The sequence below is a fragment of the Epilithonimonas sp. JDS genome (assembly GCF_021261315.1).
Lineage (GTDB): Bacteria > Bacteroidota > Bacteroidia > Flavobacteriales > Weeksellaceae > Epilithonimonas.
In genome coordinates this window covers 203,789-221,157 of sequence record NZ_JAJSAX010000001.1, presented here as the reverse complement: position 1 = coordinate 221,157, position 17,369 = coordinate 203,789, and the positions used below count along the sequence as shown (strand labels likewise).

Annotated in this window: 14 protein-coding genes; 4 read left to right on the top strand and 10 right to left on the bottom strand. The window is 35.9% G+C overall.

Going from position 1 to position 17,369, the window contains the following annotated elements:
• The first annotated feature begins 29 nt into the window (after positions 1-29).
• From tssD to LUD75_RS01080, 4 genes are all read left to right on the top strand, one after another.
• Positions 30-437: a type VI secretion system tube protein TssD gene (tssD, locus tag LUD75_RS01095; protein WP_055858239.1), complete on the top strand. Its 408-nt coding sequence runs from the start codon at positions 30-32 to the stop codon at positions 435-437.
• Positions 438-755: 318 nt separating this feature from the next.
• A complete protein-coding gene (locus tag LUD75_RS01090; RefSeq protein ID WP_232703885.1) occupies positions 756-2,717 on the top strand; it encodes a phage baseplate assembly protein V in 1,962 nt (653 codons plus the stop codon).
• A gap of 2 nt (positions 2,718-2,719) precedes the next feature.
• A complete protein-coding gene (locus LUD75_RS01085) occupies positions 2,720-4,402 on the top strand; it encodes a DUF2235 domain-containing protein (protein ID WP_232703884.1) in 1,683 nt (560 codons plus the stop codon).
• 61 nt (positions 4,403-4,463) lie between these two features.
• Positions 4,464-5,465: a DUF2931 family protein gene (locus LUD75_RS01080; RefSeq protein WP_232703883.1), complete on the top strand. Its 1,002-nt coding sequence runs from the start codon at positions 4,464-4,466 to the stop codon at positions 5,463-5,465.
• Between the two features lie 218 nt (positions 5,466-5,683).
• Here the strand turns inward: LUD75_RS01080 and LUD75_RS01075 are convergent, their stop codons facing one another.
• From LUD75_RS01075 to LUD75_RS01030, 10 genes are all read right to left on the bottom strand, one after another.
• Positions 5,684-6,091: a hypothetical protein gene (locus LUD75_RS01075; RefSeq protein ID WP_232703882.1), complete on the bottom strand. Its 408-nt coding sequence runs from the start codon at positions 6,089-6,091 to the stop codon at positions 5,684-5,686.
• A gap of 246 nt (positions 6,092-6,337) precedes the next feature.
• Complete coding sequence (locus tag LUD75_RS01070) at positions 6,338-7,018, bottom strand: hypothetical protein (RefSeq protein WP_232703881.1); 681 nt, start codon at positions 7,016-7,018, stop codon at positions 6,338-6,340.
• A gap of 368 nt (positions 7,019-7,386) precedes the next feature.
• Positions 7,387-8,382 carry a DUF3828 domain-containing protein gene (locus LUD75_RS01065; protein WP_232703880.1) on the bottom strand — a complete coding sequence of 332 codons (996 nt, stop codon included), beginning with the start codon at positions 8,380-8,382 and terminating at the stop codon, positions 7,387-7,389.
• Between the two features lie 18 nt (positions 8,383-8,400).
• Positions 8,401-10,512, bottom strand: coding sequence for a hypothetical protein (locus tag LUD75_RS01060; protein WP_232703879.1), 2,112 nt, complete (start codon positions 10,510-10,512; stop codon positions 8,401-8,403).
• Between the two features lie 16 nt (positions 10,513-10,528).
• Complete coding sequence (locus LUD75_RS01055) at positions 10,529-11,239, bottom strand: DUF4280 domain-containing protein (protein ID WP_232703878.1); 711 nt, start codon at positions 11,237-11,239, stop codon at positions 10,529-10,531.
• On the bottom strand, positions 11,223-12,242 hold the full coding sequence (locus LUD75_RS01050; RefSeq protein ID WP_232703877.1) for a hypothetical protein: 1,020 nt from the start codon (positions 12,240-12,242) through the stop codon (positions 11,223-11,225). The genes LUD75_RS01055 and LUD75_RS01050 overlap by 17 nt, the downstream gene beginning before the upstream one ends.
• A 199-nt stretch (positions 12,243-12,441) precedes the next feature.
• Positions 12,442-13,587, bottom strand: a complete 1,146-nt coding sequence (locus LUD75_RS01045; RefSeq protein ID WP_232703876.1) for a hypothetical protein — start codon at positions 13,585-13,587, stop codon at positions 12,442-12,444.
• On the bottom strand, positions 13,584-14,501 hold the full coding sequence (locus tag LUD75_RS01040; protein WP_232703875.1) for a TssN family type VI secretion system protein: 918 nt from the start codon (positions 14,499-14,501) through the stop codon (positions 13,584-13,586). The genes LUD75_RS01045 and LUD75_RS01040 overlap by 4 nt, the downstream gene beginning before the upstream one ends.
• A 31-nt stretch (positions 14,502-14,532) precedes the next feature.
• Entirely contained in the window at positions 14,533-15,477 is a 945-nt protein-coding gene (locus tag LUD75_RS01035) for a hypothetical protein (protein WP_232703874.1), read from the bottom strand.
• Between the two features lie 11 nt (positions 15,478-15,488).
• Positions 15,489-17,366, bottom strand: coding sequence for a type VI secretion system baseplate subunit TssF (locus LUD75_RS01030; protein WP_232703873.1), 1,878 nt, complete (start codon positions 17,364-17,366; stop codon positions 15,489-15,491).
• Positions 17,367-17,369: the final 3 nt, after the last annotated feature.

The window sequence follows — 17,369 nt, the reverse complement described above, 5'->3', positions numbered from 1 at the left end:
TTTATATTAATATTTAAAATTTAGAAATCATGGCAAACAATTCAAGAGCTGTTTTGAAATTCAACGGCGGAGCAGAACAAAAAATCCTTAAACTAAATTATGGTGTTTCCAGAAACACCGATGTATCAGGAAGAGTAGCATCAGATCCTTCTAATGCGTTGATCAAAATTACTGTAGAAGCTACAGAAGATTCTGGAATCCTGGAAAGCTTACTGAACGGAAAATACAAGCCTACAAGCGGCGAAGTTACGTTCAACAAATCTCACGAAGAAGGCACATTGACTACTTTGAAGTGGGACAACGGATACGTGATCCAGCACGAGGTAGATTATGACGCTTTGAACGAAGATAATATGTTCATCAGTTTCGTGGTGAGTGCCGAGAAAATCGATTACGGTAACTCAGCTTACGATGGAATCTGGCCGGGAGCTAAATAATCTTTGATTATCAATTCTACACCAAATCATTGAAAACAATCCTGATGAAGATCCAATTTTGGCATTTTTCATCAGGATTTTTTCTTAATAAGACTATTTTATAAAATAATTGCATCATTCTTGATGTGGTTTTATATTAAAAAAATGAATCTATTCCAGACAAATATTTTTATTGGTCTAATGATCTTTAAAACGAAGATTCGAATCAAACTTTGAAAGAATTTTCTCTTTTTAAATTAGATTTTCTTTTATAGTTAAGTATTAAAACTAAAGATCTGATCAAAGTCTTTTTATAAAAAATTACTAAAATCACCAAATATGGAAACTCCAAATACGCCTGTCCGCCCGACTTTCAAACCAGATAACAGTGCCAACTCAATCTCCGCAAGTCAGATCTTCGGGATCAACAGGCTTGTAAAACTCAATATCGTGATTGAGGGAAAAGTGATTTCGCATTATAAAAATTTTACCTTATCTCAAAATTCCGGCAAACACCACGAGTTCGAACTGGTTTTAGCGCACGACACGCTGGGAGGCAAGGAAGATCACAATCTGGAATCCAGCCACGAGTTTTTAGGGAAGAGAATCACGGTTGTTCAAAAATATAAAGACATTCCGGACAGTCCGGAGCGTACATTTGTGGGTGTAATTACCAAAGTAGGTTTCAGTCAGGAAAAAGGAGGACTTCCCAATATCGTTCTCGGCGGTTACAGTCCTACGATTTTACTGGATTCTGCGCCTACGGTTCAGAGTTTTGGAGGTGAGAGTCCTGTGAGTCTCAGTATTATTGCTTCACAGCTTATCAAAGAAGGATTGGGAAGCAGCAAATATGATGTAAGGATTGATGCTAATGACTACTCCGAAATCCCATTCAGCGTGCAGTACAACGAGACGCATTACAATTATCTTGCTAGAATGGCGGAAGCTTACGGCGAACAGTTTTATTATGACGGCGAAGTGCTTCATTTTGGAAAATTGCCGCCACAGAATCCACCATTAAAATTAATATACGGCAGCAACGTCAGCGACATCCGCGTAGAATTAAAAGCTGTTCACACAAAACCGGAATTCTACGGCTACAACAGCAGCCAGCATTCAAAACTGACATCCGGCGAAACACAAATAAAACATAAAAGCGATCTGGCGAAAACCGCTTACAGCAAAACACAGACAGATATTTTCCAGACCAGATCTCTGCAGGTTGCTCCCATCAAGGCGACAACTGATAAGGATGTGGTGAATTCCCAAGAAAGTACAGCCGGAAGCAAGGCGGTGGAAGTTTTCACGGTGAGTGGCAATATTTCGATTCCGTTTCTGTATCCGGGCTGCGTTGCCGACTTGGAAATGAGAAAGCCGGACAGTAACCAAACCAGTTATTTTACAAGAATAATGGTGACGGAAGCTACGCACGATGTGGATACTTTGGGACACTACCACGGGACTTTCAAAGCGATTGCAAGTGACACGGGATTCCTACCAAAACCACACTTCGAAGTTCCGGCAGCGCAGCCGCAGATTGCAACAGTCATCAGCAATACCGATCCTCAAGGACAAGGCAGAGTGATAGTAAAATTCGACTGGCAATTGCACGATACCACGAATTTCATCAGAATGATGAGTCCGGATGCCGGCGGGACAGATCAAATCACCCAAAACAGAGGTTACGTCGCCATTCCCGAAGTTGGCGATCAGGTGATGGTGGGTTTTGTGCACAATCATCCGGACAGGCCGTTTGTGATGGGCGGGATGTTTCATGGGCAGGTTGGTTTGGGTGGAGGTGTGAATAATCATATGCGATCCATCCAAACCAAAAGTGGCATCAGAGTTTTGATGAATGATGATGAAAAAAGTGTGACGATACTCGATCCGAGTGGGAATACCTATTTTATGGATGGAGCGGGCAATATTACGGTGACCGCACCAAATGACATTAATTTTAATGCAGGTGCAAATATGAACATTTCTGTGGGACAAAATATGACAACCACAGTGGGCGCGAATCAAACCAATACCATCGGAATGAATAAATCAGATACTGTTGCTATGAATTTCTCTGAAAATGTGGGAGCCATGAAAAACGTGGCAGTTGGTGCCAGTTTTATGACCAACGTGATTGGAAAACTCATCCATTATGTGAAAGGCGATATGGAAACCTTTGCAGAAAAAGAACACAAACTGACCAGTTTGAAAGGCATCGAAGTCAGCAGCAAGGGAAATGTAGAGCATCATGCAGAAAAAGAAGTGAAAAATAATAGTGGCGAAAAATCGAAAAACCATTAGCAATGAGCATCGAATATTTTGTAGAAGGAAAAGTAGTTACACAAACCGAGGGAAATCAACTTAATTTTTCTAAGGGAAATATTGAGAATAGTGGTTTGGTCAATGTAAATCAACAAGGAAATACGACGGGAGTTAGTTACAATAAAGCAGATGAAATTAATCCAGATGACAAACCTGTAAATTTTATAGATATAAGTCTTAATTTATTTTTTGACGGAACGCAAAATAATAAAACAAACACCAATCTTGGTGCAAATCATAGTAAAGCGAGCAGTGATGGAGATGACAGTTATAATAACGAATTTACCAATATTGCCAAAGGATATGATGCCATCAATCCCGGTGAGGCCAATCAAGTTTCCTGGTATATTGAAGGAATTGGTACTGAAGATGAAAAAAGTGACAGTGTAGCATTTGGTGTAATACAAGGTTCAGGAGAAACGGGAATTGTGGGAAAAGTTGCAAAAGGTTGTAAAAAAGGTGCGGAAGCCGTTGAAAAGAAAGTAACAGATAAAACTAAAATCATTGATACCCTAACTGTTACAGTTTTCGGTTTTAGCAGAGGAGCAGCTGCAGCCAGACATTTCGTTCACCTTGTTACCCGTCCACCAAGCATGAGTTTTTCCAGAGCAAACACTGTTCTTCAAATCTTTGCTCCTGAATACATTGGTTTGGAAGGTAATTTCATTATTAAAGACAAAGATGGTTCGAAACTTAAATTCATTAATCAATATGGATATTTCGGTGCCTGCCTTATGGAAAAGGAATTGAAAATCAATAAGATTGTTTTCAGATTCGCAGGACTGTATGATACTGTTGCTTCTTTTGGACTGAATCATCGTGGTGGTATGGGAATCGATGGAGACACCAAACAGTTGGGTCTGAATACCATTGGAAATGGGAAAGTGGATTTTGTTCTACAAATAGCTGCAGATGATGAATACCGAGATAATTTCGATTTAACTAATATTAAAAGTACCGGAATTAATGGTTTGGAACTTACACTTCCAGGTGTTCACTCTGATATTGGTGGATCGTACGGAATTGGAGAAGAAATTTCAGTTTTGTACTGTAAAAGATTGGATCCTTATGATCAAACGACTCATAAAGAATGCGAAGAATTTAAAAAGATTGTAGTTGAAGAAGGTTGGTATAATGAAGATCAACTCGAAATTAAGTACTTTTATCAAAAGGATGTAAAATACGATCGGTGGTGGAACAAAGGAAATCAATATTATGGATTGGTAGGAACAAGACAACTATCTAATAATTATGACAAAGTTCCATTAAACCTAATGTTTCATTATTCAAAACAATTTGGAGTTCATTATCTCGACTCGATCATCGATGAAAATCATAAGATTGCAGATCCTTTTCTAACCTCTATTTATGGACAATTGCTAGAGTATACTAATGGCTGCAACCAGATTCGAAACAAATATGTTAACGAATTCAACAAAGGCTCAAAACCCTCTGCAGCACAGTACATTCAAGATATAAAAGCGCTAAGTTATCTTAATAAAATAAGTGACATTAATGATTTAAAAAGATTGAGACATGAATATCTGCACTGGTCCGTAAAAGCTAATCAAATTGGTCTGAGTCCTAAACCCAACAACGACGCGCCTAAAAAAGAAGGTGCTTTAACTGCACAATATCGAAAAAGACATATACAAGATGGATAAATCACTGTTAAAATTAGCGTTCTATTTTCTATTGATCACCCAAAATTTAAGTTGCCAAAAAATGAAATCACAAAAAATGCCCGAATTTCATGTAGAAATCAGCCATCCAAATAATGATTTAAATATTACGCCGATACAAGATCAAATCTTTACCTTAGAAGGAAAAGATGCACATCTGCCTTATGGAAGCAGTTCTGGAGAATGGGGATATTCCGGTAAAGGTTGGACGGAACAACAAGGAACTCCAATAGGCGCCGATATTATATATTTTTCCAGATACGAGGATACTTTTTACCATTTAAAAGCCAATTTCTCCGAAGATCTAATCAAAGATTACATGGAACGAGCTTATGCACAAAGCGGATCTACAACGGATGACAAGGAACCGCTGCAGGAATTTAAGAAGTTAGGAAGATATGAGAAATTCAGCAGTGCCACGAATCCTTATAACAGCTTTTCCGATTTGGTTTTTGGATTTGCGCCGAAGGGAATGGTCGTGGTTTGGCTGAATTTTGGAAAAGTACGTATTGAATTAGGTCGATTTCAAGCAGAAGTAATTAAGGATGATCAAGAACTGGAGAAAAAGTTCTTTTCCAAACTTTCAGTTACCCGTGAAGAAATGAGAAAAAATCGATTTTTAGATCTCTCTCCCCAACTTTGGGAAAACTACCGCATTAAATATTTGTACCAACCCACTATCACTTCAACCAACAAATCTCTGCGACTGTTCGAAATGAATTTCAAATATTACAATGCGGAACAAGAGTCGATGTTTCGACCGTGGATCAACAATATTCCAGCGAAGAGCAGAGCAATTCCGAAAGAACTTAATTTTATTTGGGAAACCGGCAAAGACCAACAATTTGTTGGCAGAGCATACTTCAGCTGGGAAAAAACCAATGAATCATTCAAAAAAGCCGGCAATAATGCGAAATTAGAATTTAGAATTGCTCCTGATGACAGTAATTTTGAAATTTTCCTCAATAATGAACCTTTAAAAGCTGACAGTACCCGGATTTTTAAAACGGAGGTGGAATATAGAGATTCTTATAATGATTATTGATTTAAAACGAAAGCGAAAAATGTTACTTTTAGCGCTACAAATCATCAGTTGCCAGAAAACTGGATAAAAAAGATCTAGCCCAGCAGCAAAACTCCGATAGGTTGCCAATATTACTTATTAATTAGGGTACGAGGATTTGTCTTATCATTTGAATGTAGATTTCACCGAGAAAACAGTAAAAGATTAATTCTGTAATTTCTTTTATGTTTTGAATAAGTTTATATTATTTTTTTGAGTATCAACCATTTTTCACTACGAAATCGTCTAGATTTTACGTAATAAAAATTCTTTATCTTTTTAATATATATAGTATTGATTTCAATTTCATTTGCGCATATTCCTTCTCCACTATATCTCAAAACTAATACTTTATTTTTCTTTTCATTTATAGAATATTCTCCTTCACAATATGCTTCTAAAGAATTATTTGTATCAAGTCTTAAATATGCTTTTCCATCATTAAAATAAAAATCAAATTTCATTTTGATCGTATTTTCAGTACCTATTTCTTCAACTGTTGTTGTAACCGTATAATTACCCTGAGGATAATTTTGAGCACAAATATTCAAAAATAATAGAAATGAAAAAATAATAACAATTTTTTTTAACATAACTTCTGCATTCATTTTGCTGGGTAAATTTACTTTCGTTATTTACTTTAAACTCATAATTTTTCTGATAATTCAGATTAATAGTAATCAAAAATTTTGACTGCCTTATCTTGATTGCAAAAGTCTCTTCGGCTTTACCAAATCACTGACTATTGTTTTTGATTGCAAATTCTTACTTTCATTTTTAAAATGATTATTTGAATTTTGTTCACAACCCAAAAAAATAAGTGCATAAAAAATTATTGTTACTAAGTATTTCATTTATTGATTATTCAAAGAGTTTTCATACCAGTACCTGTTAAGCTTTTTCCCTCCTACAACTCCAAATGTATACGACTCTGGTTCTTCATCTTTTACATAATCACTTGGAGCCGGACAGTCAAAAACAGTAGTGCTCAATTTAATTTTTTTAATTTTTCCTTCATTATCTATTTGATACAAATGATGGATTTCAAAGAATTCATTACCTGCACTCACTGTATATTTCCCTACTGCTAAACCAATTTTTCTGTTCTCCTTGTCTAATTGACAAATAGAATAATCAAAATTCTTTTTAATTTTCAAAGTGTCTTTTAATATTTTATTTCCCGTGATGAACAAGTATATTGTGCTTCTTTTAGATTCTATTTTTGATAAATCAGTTTCATTACTGGCGACTAATTCAGTAACTGTGTAATCACTTTGACCAATTTTTTGCCATCCTTTTTGAATAAAGTATTTACAATTTTCATTGAAAATTTTCTTAAATTTTTTTGACTGCAAAAAAGTAAATGAATCATCATTGGAAATCTTTTCAGAATATTTTTCCAATGAAAAAGGTTTGTTAATAATATCCACTTCTTGTCCTTTACAAAAAATGCAAACCGAAAATATTGCAATAAATCTAAATTTATAAATCACATTGATCAGCTTTTTGAAGATTTCATTTTGTTTTTTTACCATCTTGTTTATATTTGTAATGTTTTGTTTTGTGATTTAAGACTGGTAACAGTAATTTTCGTATAGGTATCAATGCCCGTTTCAATTTTTCTGAGTTTGAGAATGATATTCTCTTTATTATCCCAAATTGATGTATCGCAAATATAGTTTTCTGACCAGAGGGTTATAACATGTTTTAGCTTTTTATCTTCAATATTGCAGGTTCCAAAAGGCATTGCCGAAGGATTAAAGGAAAGATCATCTTCGGTAACGGCTACATAATCAGCTTCTCCTTTATCGCAATAAGCTTTTCCTTTTTGAAGTAAGAAATATTTTCCGTCGCTGGAATCGTTTTTTGCTATCTTAAAGAGCGATTTGTTATAATTTGTAGATTATTTTCTAACAATTGTTTCGGGATTAAATTCTGCAAAAGTTATTTTCCCGAAGTCTTTTTCAGTATATTCGGATATTATCTCGTTTTCATCTCCCGAATCTCTTTCCGTTGTCATTGTGGAATATTTATGAAGAAAAAGTTTGTTTTCTGAATTGTCAAATTTAAAGGTTGTAAAACTTCTTTCAATATAATTACCTATTCCGTTTGCTTGTTCAATCGTAAAATAATTATTCTTGACTTTAATATCTGAAAATCCTGACGCTACATTGTCAGGAAAATAGGGTAGAATTATATTATTGTTGGTAAAAGTTGTAAAAGAGTTTCCGTCGCTTAATTTGATTATAACTTTAAAAAATTTAGAATCTGTGGGTTTTATTTCTTTATTCCAATCGGTTCCGAAAACAGAAATATAATCCTTCTTTCCATCTTTATTAATATCTGATTTCACTTCTTTTATCACTCTGTATCCATCAATATTTGAATCTTCTTTTATACTTTTCGTGGAGCTTTTAAAATTCAAGTAATCATCATTTAATATACTATCGATTAAAAAATTTCCGTCTTTGGTTTCCACCAACAGAAAATCGACATTGATTCGTTTTTCATCTTTTTGTCCAAATTGCAAAAAACTTACGCGATATTCGTTTTTGTTATCTAAAGGGTCAATTCTCAATGTTTTCTTAATAACTTCACCCACGTAATCTTGTCCTTTTATAAAAGGATCATAATCTAAAATAAGGTTTTCATCATCAGAAGTAAGACTATCTATCCTCTGTAAAACTCTTTCGGACAGATATTTTTTATTTAATTTTTCGTTATTTTCATCATTACCATACACTGAAAAATAAAATTCTTTTAATGTTGCTATCGCTTTTTTTGAATTATTTTTTATTTTCAAACTATCTTGTGTTTGTAAAATATTCGTTGTTTTTGTTTCTTGCTTACATCCCATCAGAAACGAGATTACAAGAAAAATGTATATTATTTTATTCATTTAAATTATTTTTACATATTATTTTTCCCATCTGTAAATGGCATATTTCTTTTCAACAGAATATTGATTAGCTACCCAAAAAGATTTTTGTTTGAAATCTGATACCCACTGTATTCCAGTCCACATTGCAATGTGCCCATAAGAATGTCCTTTGACAGAACCGAAAGCAGCAATATCTCCTTTTTTTAATTGAATGGAATCCAAATCTGTTCCTACTTTAGTAAAGCCATATTTTACTAATTTATCCGTATTATAATATTCTTTTGCATGACCAAATATATTTGTTATTCCTCCTGCATTAATAGATAATCTTACATATTTTGCACAATCACCATAGGGTTTTTTGGTTTTAGCATTTGCAATTATATAGTTGACTGCTGCATCAATATCATATTTCCCACTTTGTTTTTTCGGCTTTTCTGTTTGATTAGGGGTTGTCTTTTTGGTAAGTTTGCATTGATCAATTTTGAATACTTTAGAAGTAATTTCATTAAATGCTTTTTGCTTTTCATCATAATTTGATTTGCCTCCCGCTGTCACATCAGCTCCTACTTTGGGGCATATTTTACCTTTTACATCCCTTGTTCCATTAGCTATTTTATTGATTCCTTTCCATTTAAAGAATATCATAGATGCCAAAACTGCAAGCTCAATTTTTTCCCCTATCAAATTTGGATTTGCGATAACATCATTTCCTTCTTTTTTAGTATACTGATTACAATATTTGTAGAATCCCTTTCCTGTAACCTGAATTAATCCTCTTCCTCTATAATCCCAACCATCATTTGGTTCAGTATTTTCCAATTCTATGGCCTTTTTTGCTGGTGGGGAATATGCATAATTTGCAATTTTGATTTGAGTTTCTTTACTTACTCCTGGAAGTCTTGGAACAACCGTTGGTCTTCCCCATAGTTTTGCTTTTTCTTTACCTTCTGCTGTTTGAAAAGCACCAAATATAGACAAACCTTTGTAGTAATAATTAAAGTTCTCTCCTGCTTTCATATTCAAGGTTAACCCAGCTTCAACTCTAGCCTGAGCAAATAAATGGGCTTTATTCCAACACGTGTTCATTTCCAATTCTTCCATATATTTTGTATATGTTTCCGCAACAAGTCTTAAATTTTCAGGTTTCGCATCTGGAAATATTTCTTTTAATTCATCTTCAGTTATAGCATCATTGCAGCCACAAGCTCCTTTTGCATTACTATTTTTCTTATCTATTGGTTTTGCCTTCACCACCGCTGGACTTTTCCCGTCAGGTTTTTGTATTGCCGGCATTTTATCTTTGATCACGGAACCCACACTTTCTGCCCAATCCCAAAGCTCTCCGCCAGTCTTGGAAATAGCGTCCCAAATGCCGTTTTCTTCTTTTTTAGAAGTGCCCTTGTTTTCTGCTGGCGAATCTTTGGCTACCGGTGGTTTTGCAGGCTCTATTTTTTTCGGTGGATTGACTGGCACTGCCAGATAACGATTATTGACATCTACATTATTAGATGCGTGCTTTTTGTCCTTAAAATATTCAACGGTTACATAAAATTCCAGTTTCGAATCCTTTTCTCCCATTGCAGCTTTAAACATAAAAGTTGATAATGAAAAGTCTACAGCAGCTACACCATCTTTGTTAACTTGCGCTTTCAGGGTGGCAACCGGTAGATTTTTTGAGTTGTGGCCTGCGCCTTTGGCATCATCTTCCCAAAGTGTAAAAATCAGTTCTTTCCCCAACATATTCATGCAATAGGCTCTCGCTCTCAGTTTTTCCAAGGGGCTGAACAGCAATCCTTTTGAGTCGTCTATATAAAACAATTCTAACTTATTGATCTTCGGAACTTTTGCAGGTTTTGGAGTAATGATCAAACCACCGCCTTCCGGTTCGTAAAGATACGCCTGCAATTTGTAGGTTTCTCCTGCAGCAGCTTCCCCAAAGGTAAAGTCGCTATGACCTATTTTCTTGATATTGGTTGTGGTAAAAGTTCCATTCTTTCTTTTCTTAAACAATTCCCACGTTACCTTTTCAAGATTGCGTTCCAATTGTGGTGTGTCAGGATACCAACTCACTATATTGTAAATGTACTTCTCACCCACCGTTGGTGCAGTAATTCCTGAGATTGATGAAACTCCTTTTTTTGACATAATTAATAATTTAAAGTTACCACGCTTCTCCTTCCTGTCCAGTTATTTCCTCTTGAAATTCTTCAAAATCCATAATAGGATTGTACACGTGCTGTTCTCTTGCATCAGCTTTTTTTACATTACTTTTCCCAGCCTCACCCTGCTGGCCGTGTTTCATCACCGTAATTTTTCCGCCAATAGTGCACATCAGTTCGGAAAGTTCTGTAACAGCGCTTTTGCCCATTATTTTTACTTTGTCGTAGGTTTTTGTCCATTTTCCGGCAGGGGAGTAGGTGCAGGGATTGCCGTTTTTTATGCTACAGGTTCCAAAAGGCATCGCCGGCGGATTGAAGGTAAGATCATCTTCGGTAACGGCGAGATAATCAGCTTCTCCTTTTTCGTCATTCAAATAATGCTTCTGGTGGCTGCTCACTTTGAAGTTGGGGAACTTTGCGCCCTTGTCGCAGCACGCCATTCCTTTCTGGATGACAAAATATTTGCCGTCGTGCTCACTGGAGCTGCTCTCAGTTTGTTTTTCTTCGTCTTTTTCCTCTTGCTCAGTAGGATTCTCAGCATCTTCCTGCTGCGAATCTTCCTCCATCGTGTCTATTCCTTCATCTACCTCGTCATCAAAACCATTAAAATCACCATCCACAATCTCATTATTATTTTCAGGTAAAGAAAATTCAGACTCAGAAGAATTTGTTGCCTGTCCGGCAACATTATTTCTGTCAGGATATTTTTTCATGTTGTGTCAGTTTTAAAGTTTGTTTTCTGTAAAGCGCATCCTCATTCTTAAAAATAACAGTAGCTTCCGCCTCGAGCATTCTCTTTGTTTTTTTATCTGTGATGTATCGGATCTCAATATCACACTCTGCAAGTTCTTCAGGCGCCTCACCAAATGATATTCCGCGCAGGATCTCCTGTAGACTGTAGGCATCCTGGACAGTTCCTCTCAGTAGAGTTTCTACAATTTCAGTGCCTTTGTGTTCGTATTCGGCACGCATAGAGCATCTTAACGAAAAAGAATTCTGAATCAAATAAAAATTTTCCGTCCATTCTCTGGTCATGTGAAACCATTCCATCTTCGGAAAAAGCAATTGGTAGAGTAGTGCGGAAAAAAATTGTTTCAGGATATAATCTCTGTTGCCAAGACTTTCAAGAAACTTGTCGAAGTAGCTTTTGTAGATCTCACCAGTGAAAAATGCTTCCAGATCTTGTCTTTTTTCCTCGAATCTTTGTTTTAATTTTTCAAATTCAAAAATTCCTGCAATCTTACCCTGACAAGGAATGATGAACGGAATAGGATAGATGCTTTCCATACACGCCAAAGAAACTGCGCTCATCTTGTCATCAGGCAATTGCCCTTTTTTTGTAAAACCAAAACAGCGCACTTCCGCAATTTCTTCGGTAATGTTGGATTCCTCCTTACTTCTAAAATTTATATCGACCTGATATTCAATCTCCAGATCTTCTTTTGCCAAATAAGAATCTGCATAAAAATCCCTTGTGACAGTGGAAGGCGGCATTTCATTTTCTTTCGCTTTTCTAAGGTCTTCTGGGTTCTTATATTCTTTTGGAATGATGATCTGCTTCACACCCACGAGATTATTAAACCACAATTTCTCCATCCTTTCGCAATGAGTATTATGGAAATCCTTCAGCTGATCTCCGCTCATTCCGATTTTTTCACCAATATTATCAAGTGTGTCACCGGGTTTTACTTCGTATAACAGAATATTTTCGTCCATAGATTTTCATTTTGTGGAAAAGAGAATTTTCGTCTATTTAAATTTAAAAAACATATTTAGATTAATTATCAAGATGAAAAGTTATTTTAAAAAGTGTAGTAATTCTACGATATTGTTGTAATTCAAATACAAAAAATCCCGAAGAACATTTAGCTCAGGGATATATGTTTTTTGATCGAAATTAAACTTAAATTAGAAATTAATCAATCACACTCCAGCCTTTTTTAGGATCATTGTTGGAGATCACTTCCTGCTCGTTGACGATGATATTTTCCTTTCTTTGTCCAATGTAATCCAGCTCACTCAGCTTTCCGAAGATCAATTCAAGACTTTTCATCATCTGATTGATATTGAAAAAATATTCTCCCGTATTGTGATGGTCATAATTAATTTCAGCATTATTTGTAAGCTGGTTTAGTAAGGAATGCGGCGTGATCTCGCTCCATTCCAAACTGTAATTCAGCATTTCTTCCAGTTCAGATTGTACCATCATTTGGGTATCATTGTAAAGCTGAAGTGCCAGTTTTGAGAAAATATTAATCAGAAAAATCGGCGGTTGTTCTGTCACCACATTTTTGAACTGGAAATAATTTTCACCAATATGTTTGATGATAGTTTTGCAAAGCATTTTCACGTTATCAGCAAGCGTAATATTCTGATTTTTATGTGCTGTTTTCTGAATGATTTTAAAAGCGTACTGACGGAGATTGCCCAAAGAATTAGAGTAATTGTTGTAATACTCAACCAGTTTTGGATGGCTTTCCACGGAGCTGCAAGGCGGAATGAAATTAGCATCGATCTGTGCCATTCCGGATCGCATTGCAATCTTTCCTAAAACCAGATAATTGCCACCGGAATAACTGCTGTTCAGAATTGAAACATCCACCAGTTCTATTCTGTAATTAGGTTTGGTAAAAGGATGTCGCGGCGGAATTTCATCTGCATCAATATCGCCAAAAGATACGTGGTCAAACGGATTTACCGAAGCCAAAATATAAAATTCACCATCCACATCTTCCTGATCCTGAGACATATTTTTCGCCAGATTCCGGATGTTGACTTTATGATCAAACAACTCAATTCTGTAGCCTGCGAGTGTTATGGCTGTACATTTTTTGATGATAAGCTGTGCGTCATTGGTTGCGGTGCTCTGAAGTTCGTAAATAGTCTTGTCGCCAAATTTTTCCGTGATTGGCAACAATCCAAAATTATACGAATTGATTTGAATCGAGTTGGAATCCCGGATAGAATCTATCATAAAATCTTCCTGCTGCACAAGATGATCTTTGGAGATCTTCATCCCATCTACCCAGTTTACGGCGAAATGTTTTATCGGTTGTATCATAATGTTGTACTTATTTGGTTAGCAATATTACCTTCTTCCTGATGTCGGATCACTCTTTTGCAAATCACGGTTTGGTTTTCGGTAATGTTATTAGTTAAAATATCCTGTTCGAAATCAATGTATTTTCTGATGCTGAAAAATGATCGTTTGATATAAAAAATCCAGTAATAAGGCTCGTTTCCGGAATCCATCAGTTTAATCGTTGCATTCGGATTTTTGTGATTATAATCGTCCACGACTCGGTGAAACCAATCTCCGAATGTGATTCCTGTAGCAAGTGTTTTTGCTTTTACGATGAACCTTTGCTGGTCTTCAGAATTTTTGCTTAACTCTACATTCAGAACCATTAATTTATCAAAGTCAACGCCCTGGAAATTATGCGGTTTCTGGTCCGGATCAAATCTCCATGTTTTGTAAATGTCAAACGGAATACTGATAAACTGAACATAACAGTAATAAAAAATCAGCGGAACAATGAAAATCACAAGACTTGTTGCGGCCATATAAGCATTACCCAAATCATTACTCATCCATTTGAAAATCAACGTGAAGAGAAAACCGCCGAAAAGTATGCAGGTGATGCTCAGGATAGCTTCAAAAAGAATGCTCATCCAAAGTTTATCGATATGCTTTCTGAAATAATGATGCAGAAGATTGACGTGAATAATTCCCAGACCTAGATAAATCAACTGTGAAAAAAGATACCAGTACGGATTGAAAAGATTACCGGAAAAGCCTAAAAAACCTGGCAGACAAAGGCAAAGTCCGGACAGCAGAACATAGAAAATAATATGTTTTATTTTGATTGCAGGCTTGCTTCTGCGAATCATTGCGAGAATGAACACCAAAATTCCCGTAATAATTGGCATCAGAAGATACCTTAAAAAAATTCCTTTGACAGAACCTGCTTCCATATTTGTTGGTTATTTATGTTTGTTAAATATATTAAATATATGTCGAATATCCCAAACGATTGGTGTTTTCCAATGCATTTATTACAAAAGAATTCTCCTTTTTTTCAGTAATAAATTTTTCCTCAATCTTTACTGTAATGGGCATAAGATAATCATAAATAGTCTGCAAAAGTTCACGGAAGTCCGTTCCAGCAACATATTTATGAATCTCATTATAGGGAATCGGTCCAATTGTAATCTGCCAGTTTCTTTCGCCATCCATATGTTTTCCGTTTGGGATAAAAGTAATTCCCAGTTTTGTATTTCCCAACGATGTAATTCCTAATTCATCGTCGTGTTTATCAATTTTATTGGGAACAAAATCAATTCCAACCGGTACATTTAAAAAAGCAGTCAAGAATCTTTCGATCCATCTTTTATTCCCTCGAACTTCGTGGAGAAAAGGTAGAATATAAAAAAATATCTTTGCTGTTTCCAAATCCACTTTTCCCAATAACGGCCACATTTCCTTGAAAATTTTTATCAATGTGTCTGACTGGTCTGCAATATCAAATTCGGTTTCCTTCAGCAAAGCCGAAACCTCCGTATAAAAAAACTCCTGCTCGAATGGCTGGAAGAAATTCCGTGCATTTTCCTCAACTTCCTTTTGTTTCCGAATCTCTTTGACCACACTTTCAACACCTCGTTTGGAAGCTGTTCCTAATGATGGCGGATGGAAAAGCCCTTCCGGAAGATAATCGTAAATGCTTTCCCGATAGGTTTCCATAATGATCGTTTCATTATCGAAACCATAGTAAGTGGAGTAGATATTCTTGATATCTTTGAGATAAGGTCGATCATTAATCCCCACTTTTTTGATGAAAATACTGGAGCTGCTGTTGTAATATTTCAGCAGATTTGCGGCAACAGATTCTATTTTGAAATCGGTGCCCAATCTGTTGTATTTCAGTTCGGAAATATGTTGATGTTCATTCATACTTTTAATTTTTATACTTCCAGATGCATAGCATCTTCCACTATCATTACTCGATATTCTACACCGTCAATCGCTTTTGCTTTGATGTTATTTCTGAGCACATCTGCCAGATTATCCCAATATTTTCTGCCGTAGAACGAATAATTCTGAGGTGTGATTTCTACATCAACAGTTCTGATAAAACCTTCACGAGGCTTGTCGCTGATCATAGTTCCTCGTCGTACAGAAACGTTTTTCATTTCGCTGTTCAGCATCATTTTGCAGTAATTTTTCACATCTTCTGCTGAGATGATTTTATCTCTGCTTGTGAGTGCATATTTGTAAGCAAGAATCGTATCGGATTGCTTTTTTTCTTCTGCGCCGCCAGTTGTTTCTGTAATTAAAGTAATGACCTGAAGTTTTTTCTGAGAATTAAGCTCAGTTCCGGGACGAATGCTGTTTGCCAATGAAGAATGACAAACCCAAAATGAAGCATAAGTATGAACAGAATTTTCCAAAGGTTCGATGATAACATAGTTTACATCTTCCTTCAGTTCCTTGTTCGCCTGATCCACTTTCTTCATCAGGCCTTTCATTTTATCGGAGATTTCGCCCAGAACATCTTTCACTTTATCTCTGTTGATGATGGCGAAAGCAGCAACTTCATCCCTCAATAACTCCATTACGTGAGACATCAGATCTGTTGCATTTCGCTGGGTAAAGCGTTCCATTCCACCCTTTCTTACAGTGAAAAGTCCTTTTTCGATTTCGTCATTTGGTGTAAAAGGTATTTCGGAATATCGTTTTCCTAAGCCGTCCACAACTTCCTCTACATATAGGAAAAATTCTTCTTCATTAGTTTCCATCGGGATATTGTTTCCCATAATGTCGAGATTGTATTCTGTCTTTTTCCAACCGCGGTTATAAACAGGAAATGCATTCAGTACAAAAGAAAAATTCTCCAAAATCTCCGATGTAAATTGAGGTGGAAATTCCAGCTTCAGCCAAAGGATTTTTTTGTTTCGGAATTGATCAAAAACCGAACTTCCGTCATCAATATTCTGAGGAATTCCGTTTTGAATCTTTTTGAAAAGCGAAGGATAAATTCCGCTGATCTCTATGAATTTGTGCTTGTAAAGATTTTTGACATCTTCTTTTATTTTATAACGGATAGATCTTTCTTCGAAAATGCCTTCATAACCTTCCTGATCTATCGTTTCATTATAAGTGATTCCGGACGATATTTGAAGCGGAATATTATTGTGATAAACTTTGATGTGCGGTAGAAGTCTATAAACAAAATCTACCTTTTCGTAAGTTGGATTTGAACAATAAAGGCTGAATTTTTCAGGAAAATTTTCAGAATTATAGTTGCTGAGATCAATCCCAATCATAATATTTCGATAATCTGCAACATCGGACGAGATTCTCTGAATCGGAATCTTATTAAGCTGTTCATCAATCTGATAAACGGTATTTCCTGCAACCATCAACATAGTCTGTGCTTTTACCAGATCAATATTTTCAACCGGTGTGAAAGGAATCTCAACCTGCTTGTCCGACTGTGTTTTTCGGAATGAATTGAGATGTTTTTTAAAGAAAAACTCAGAATGTTCCATCAGTATTTCCGTATCTTCATCCGGCATGCAAAACGCGACGGCGTGCGAAGGTGTGGGATGTGTGTAATTTGTAGGCGTGAGCAGTTTGGCCAATCTCTCCAGAATTCTACCATTGATAGTCTGGATCTCATTGTTAGCTTTGAAAACTTCTGTACTGAATGCATCAATAAGCAGTTTCACAAACGGATCCAGAGATTGGATGCTTTTCAGACCCCAAAGTTTGGTGGCATTTTGAAGCATTCGTGCTTTTATGACTTCCTTGGAGAAAGTCTGTTGCTGATCAAAACTCATTTA

What these genes read in the sequence shown, in the direction of transcription:
- tssD (WP_055858239.1), top strand. Translation starts at nt 30, where the DNA reads ATGGCAAACAATTCAAGAGCTGTTTTGAAATTCAACGGCGGAGCAGAA.
- LUD75_RS01090 (WP_232703885.1), top strand. Translation starts at nt 756, where the DNA reads ATGGAAACTCCAAATACGCCTGTCCGCCCGACTTTCAAACCAGATAAC.
- LUD75_RS01085 (WP_232703884.1), top strand. Translation starts at nt 2,720, where the DNA reads ATGAGCATCGAATATTTTGTAGAAGGAAAAGTAGTTACACAAACCGAG.
- LUD75_RS01080 (WP_232703883.1), top strand. Translation starts at nt 4,464, where the DNA reads ATGAAATCACAAAAAATGCCCGAATTTCATGTAGAAATCAGCCATCCA.
- LUD75_RS01075 (WP_232703882.1), bottom strand. Translation starts at nt 6,091, where the DNA reads ATGAATGCAGAAGTTATGTTAAAAAAAATTGTTATTATTTTTTCATTT.
- LUD75_RS01070 (WP_232703881.1), bottom strand. Translation starts at nt 7,018, where the DNA reads ATGGTAAAAAAACAAAATGAAATCTTCAAAAAGCTGATCAATGTGATT.
- LUD75_RS01065 (WP_232703880.1), bottom strand. Translation starts at nt 8,382, where the DNA reads ATGAATAAAATAATATACATTTTTCTTGTAATCTCGTTTCTGATGGGA.
- LUD75_RS01060 (WP_232703879.1), bottom strand. Translation starts at nt 10,512, where the DNA reads ATGTCAAAAAAAGGAGTTTCATCAATCTCAGGAATTACTGCACCAACG.
- LUD75_RS01055 (WP_232703878.1), bottom strand. Translation starts at nt 11,239, where the DNA reads ATGAAAAAATATCCTGACAGAAATAATGTTGCCGGACAGGCAACAAAT.
- LUD75_RS01050 (WP_232703877.1), bottom strand. Translation starts at nt 12,242, where the DNA reads ATGGACGAAAATATTCTGTTATACGAAGTAAAACCCGGTGACACACTT.
- LUD75_RS01045 (WP_232703876.1), bottom strand. Translation starts at nt 13,587, where the DNA reads ATGATACAACCGATAAAACATTTCGCCGTAAACTGGGTAGATGGGATG.
- LUD75_RS01040 (WP_232703875.1), bottom strand. Translation starts at nt 14,501, where the DNA reads ATGGAAGCAGGTTCTGTCAAAGGAATTTTTTTAAGGTATCTTCTGATG.
- LUD75_RS01035 (WP_232703874.1), bottom strand. Translation starts at nt 15,477, where the DNA reads ATGAATGAACATCAACATATTTCCGAACTGAAATACAACAGATTGGGC.
- LUD75_RS01030 (WP_232703873.1), bottom strand. Translation starts at nt 17,366, where the DNA reads ATGAGTTTTGATCAGCAACAGACTTTCTCCAAGGAAGTCATAAAAGCA.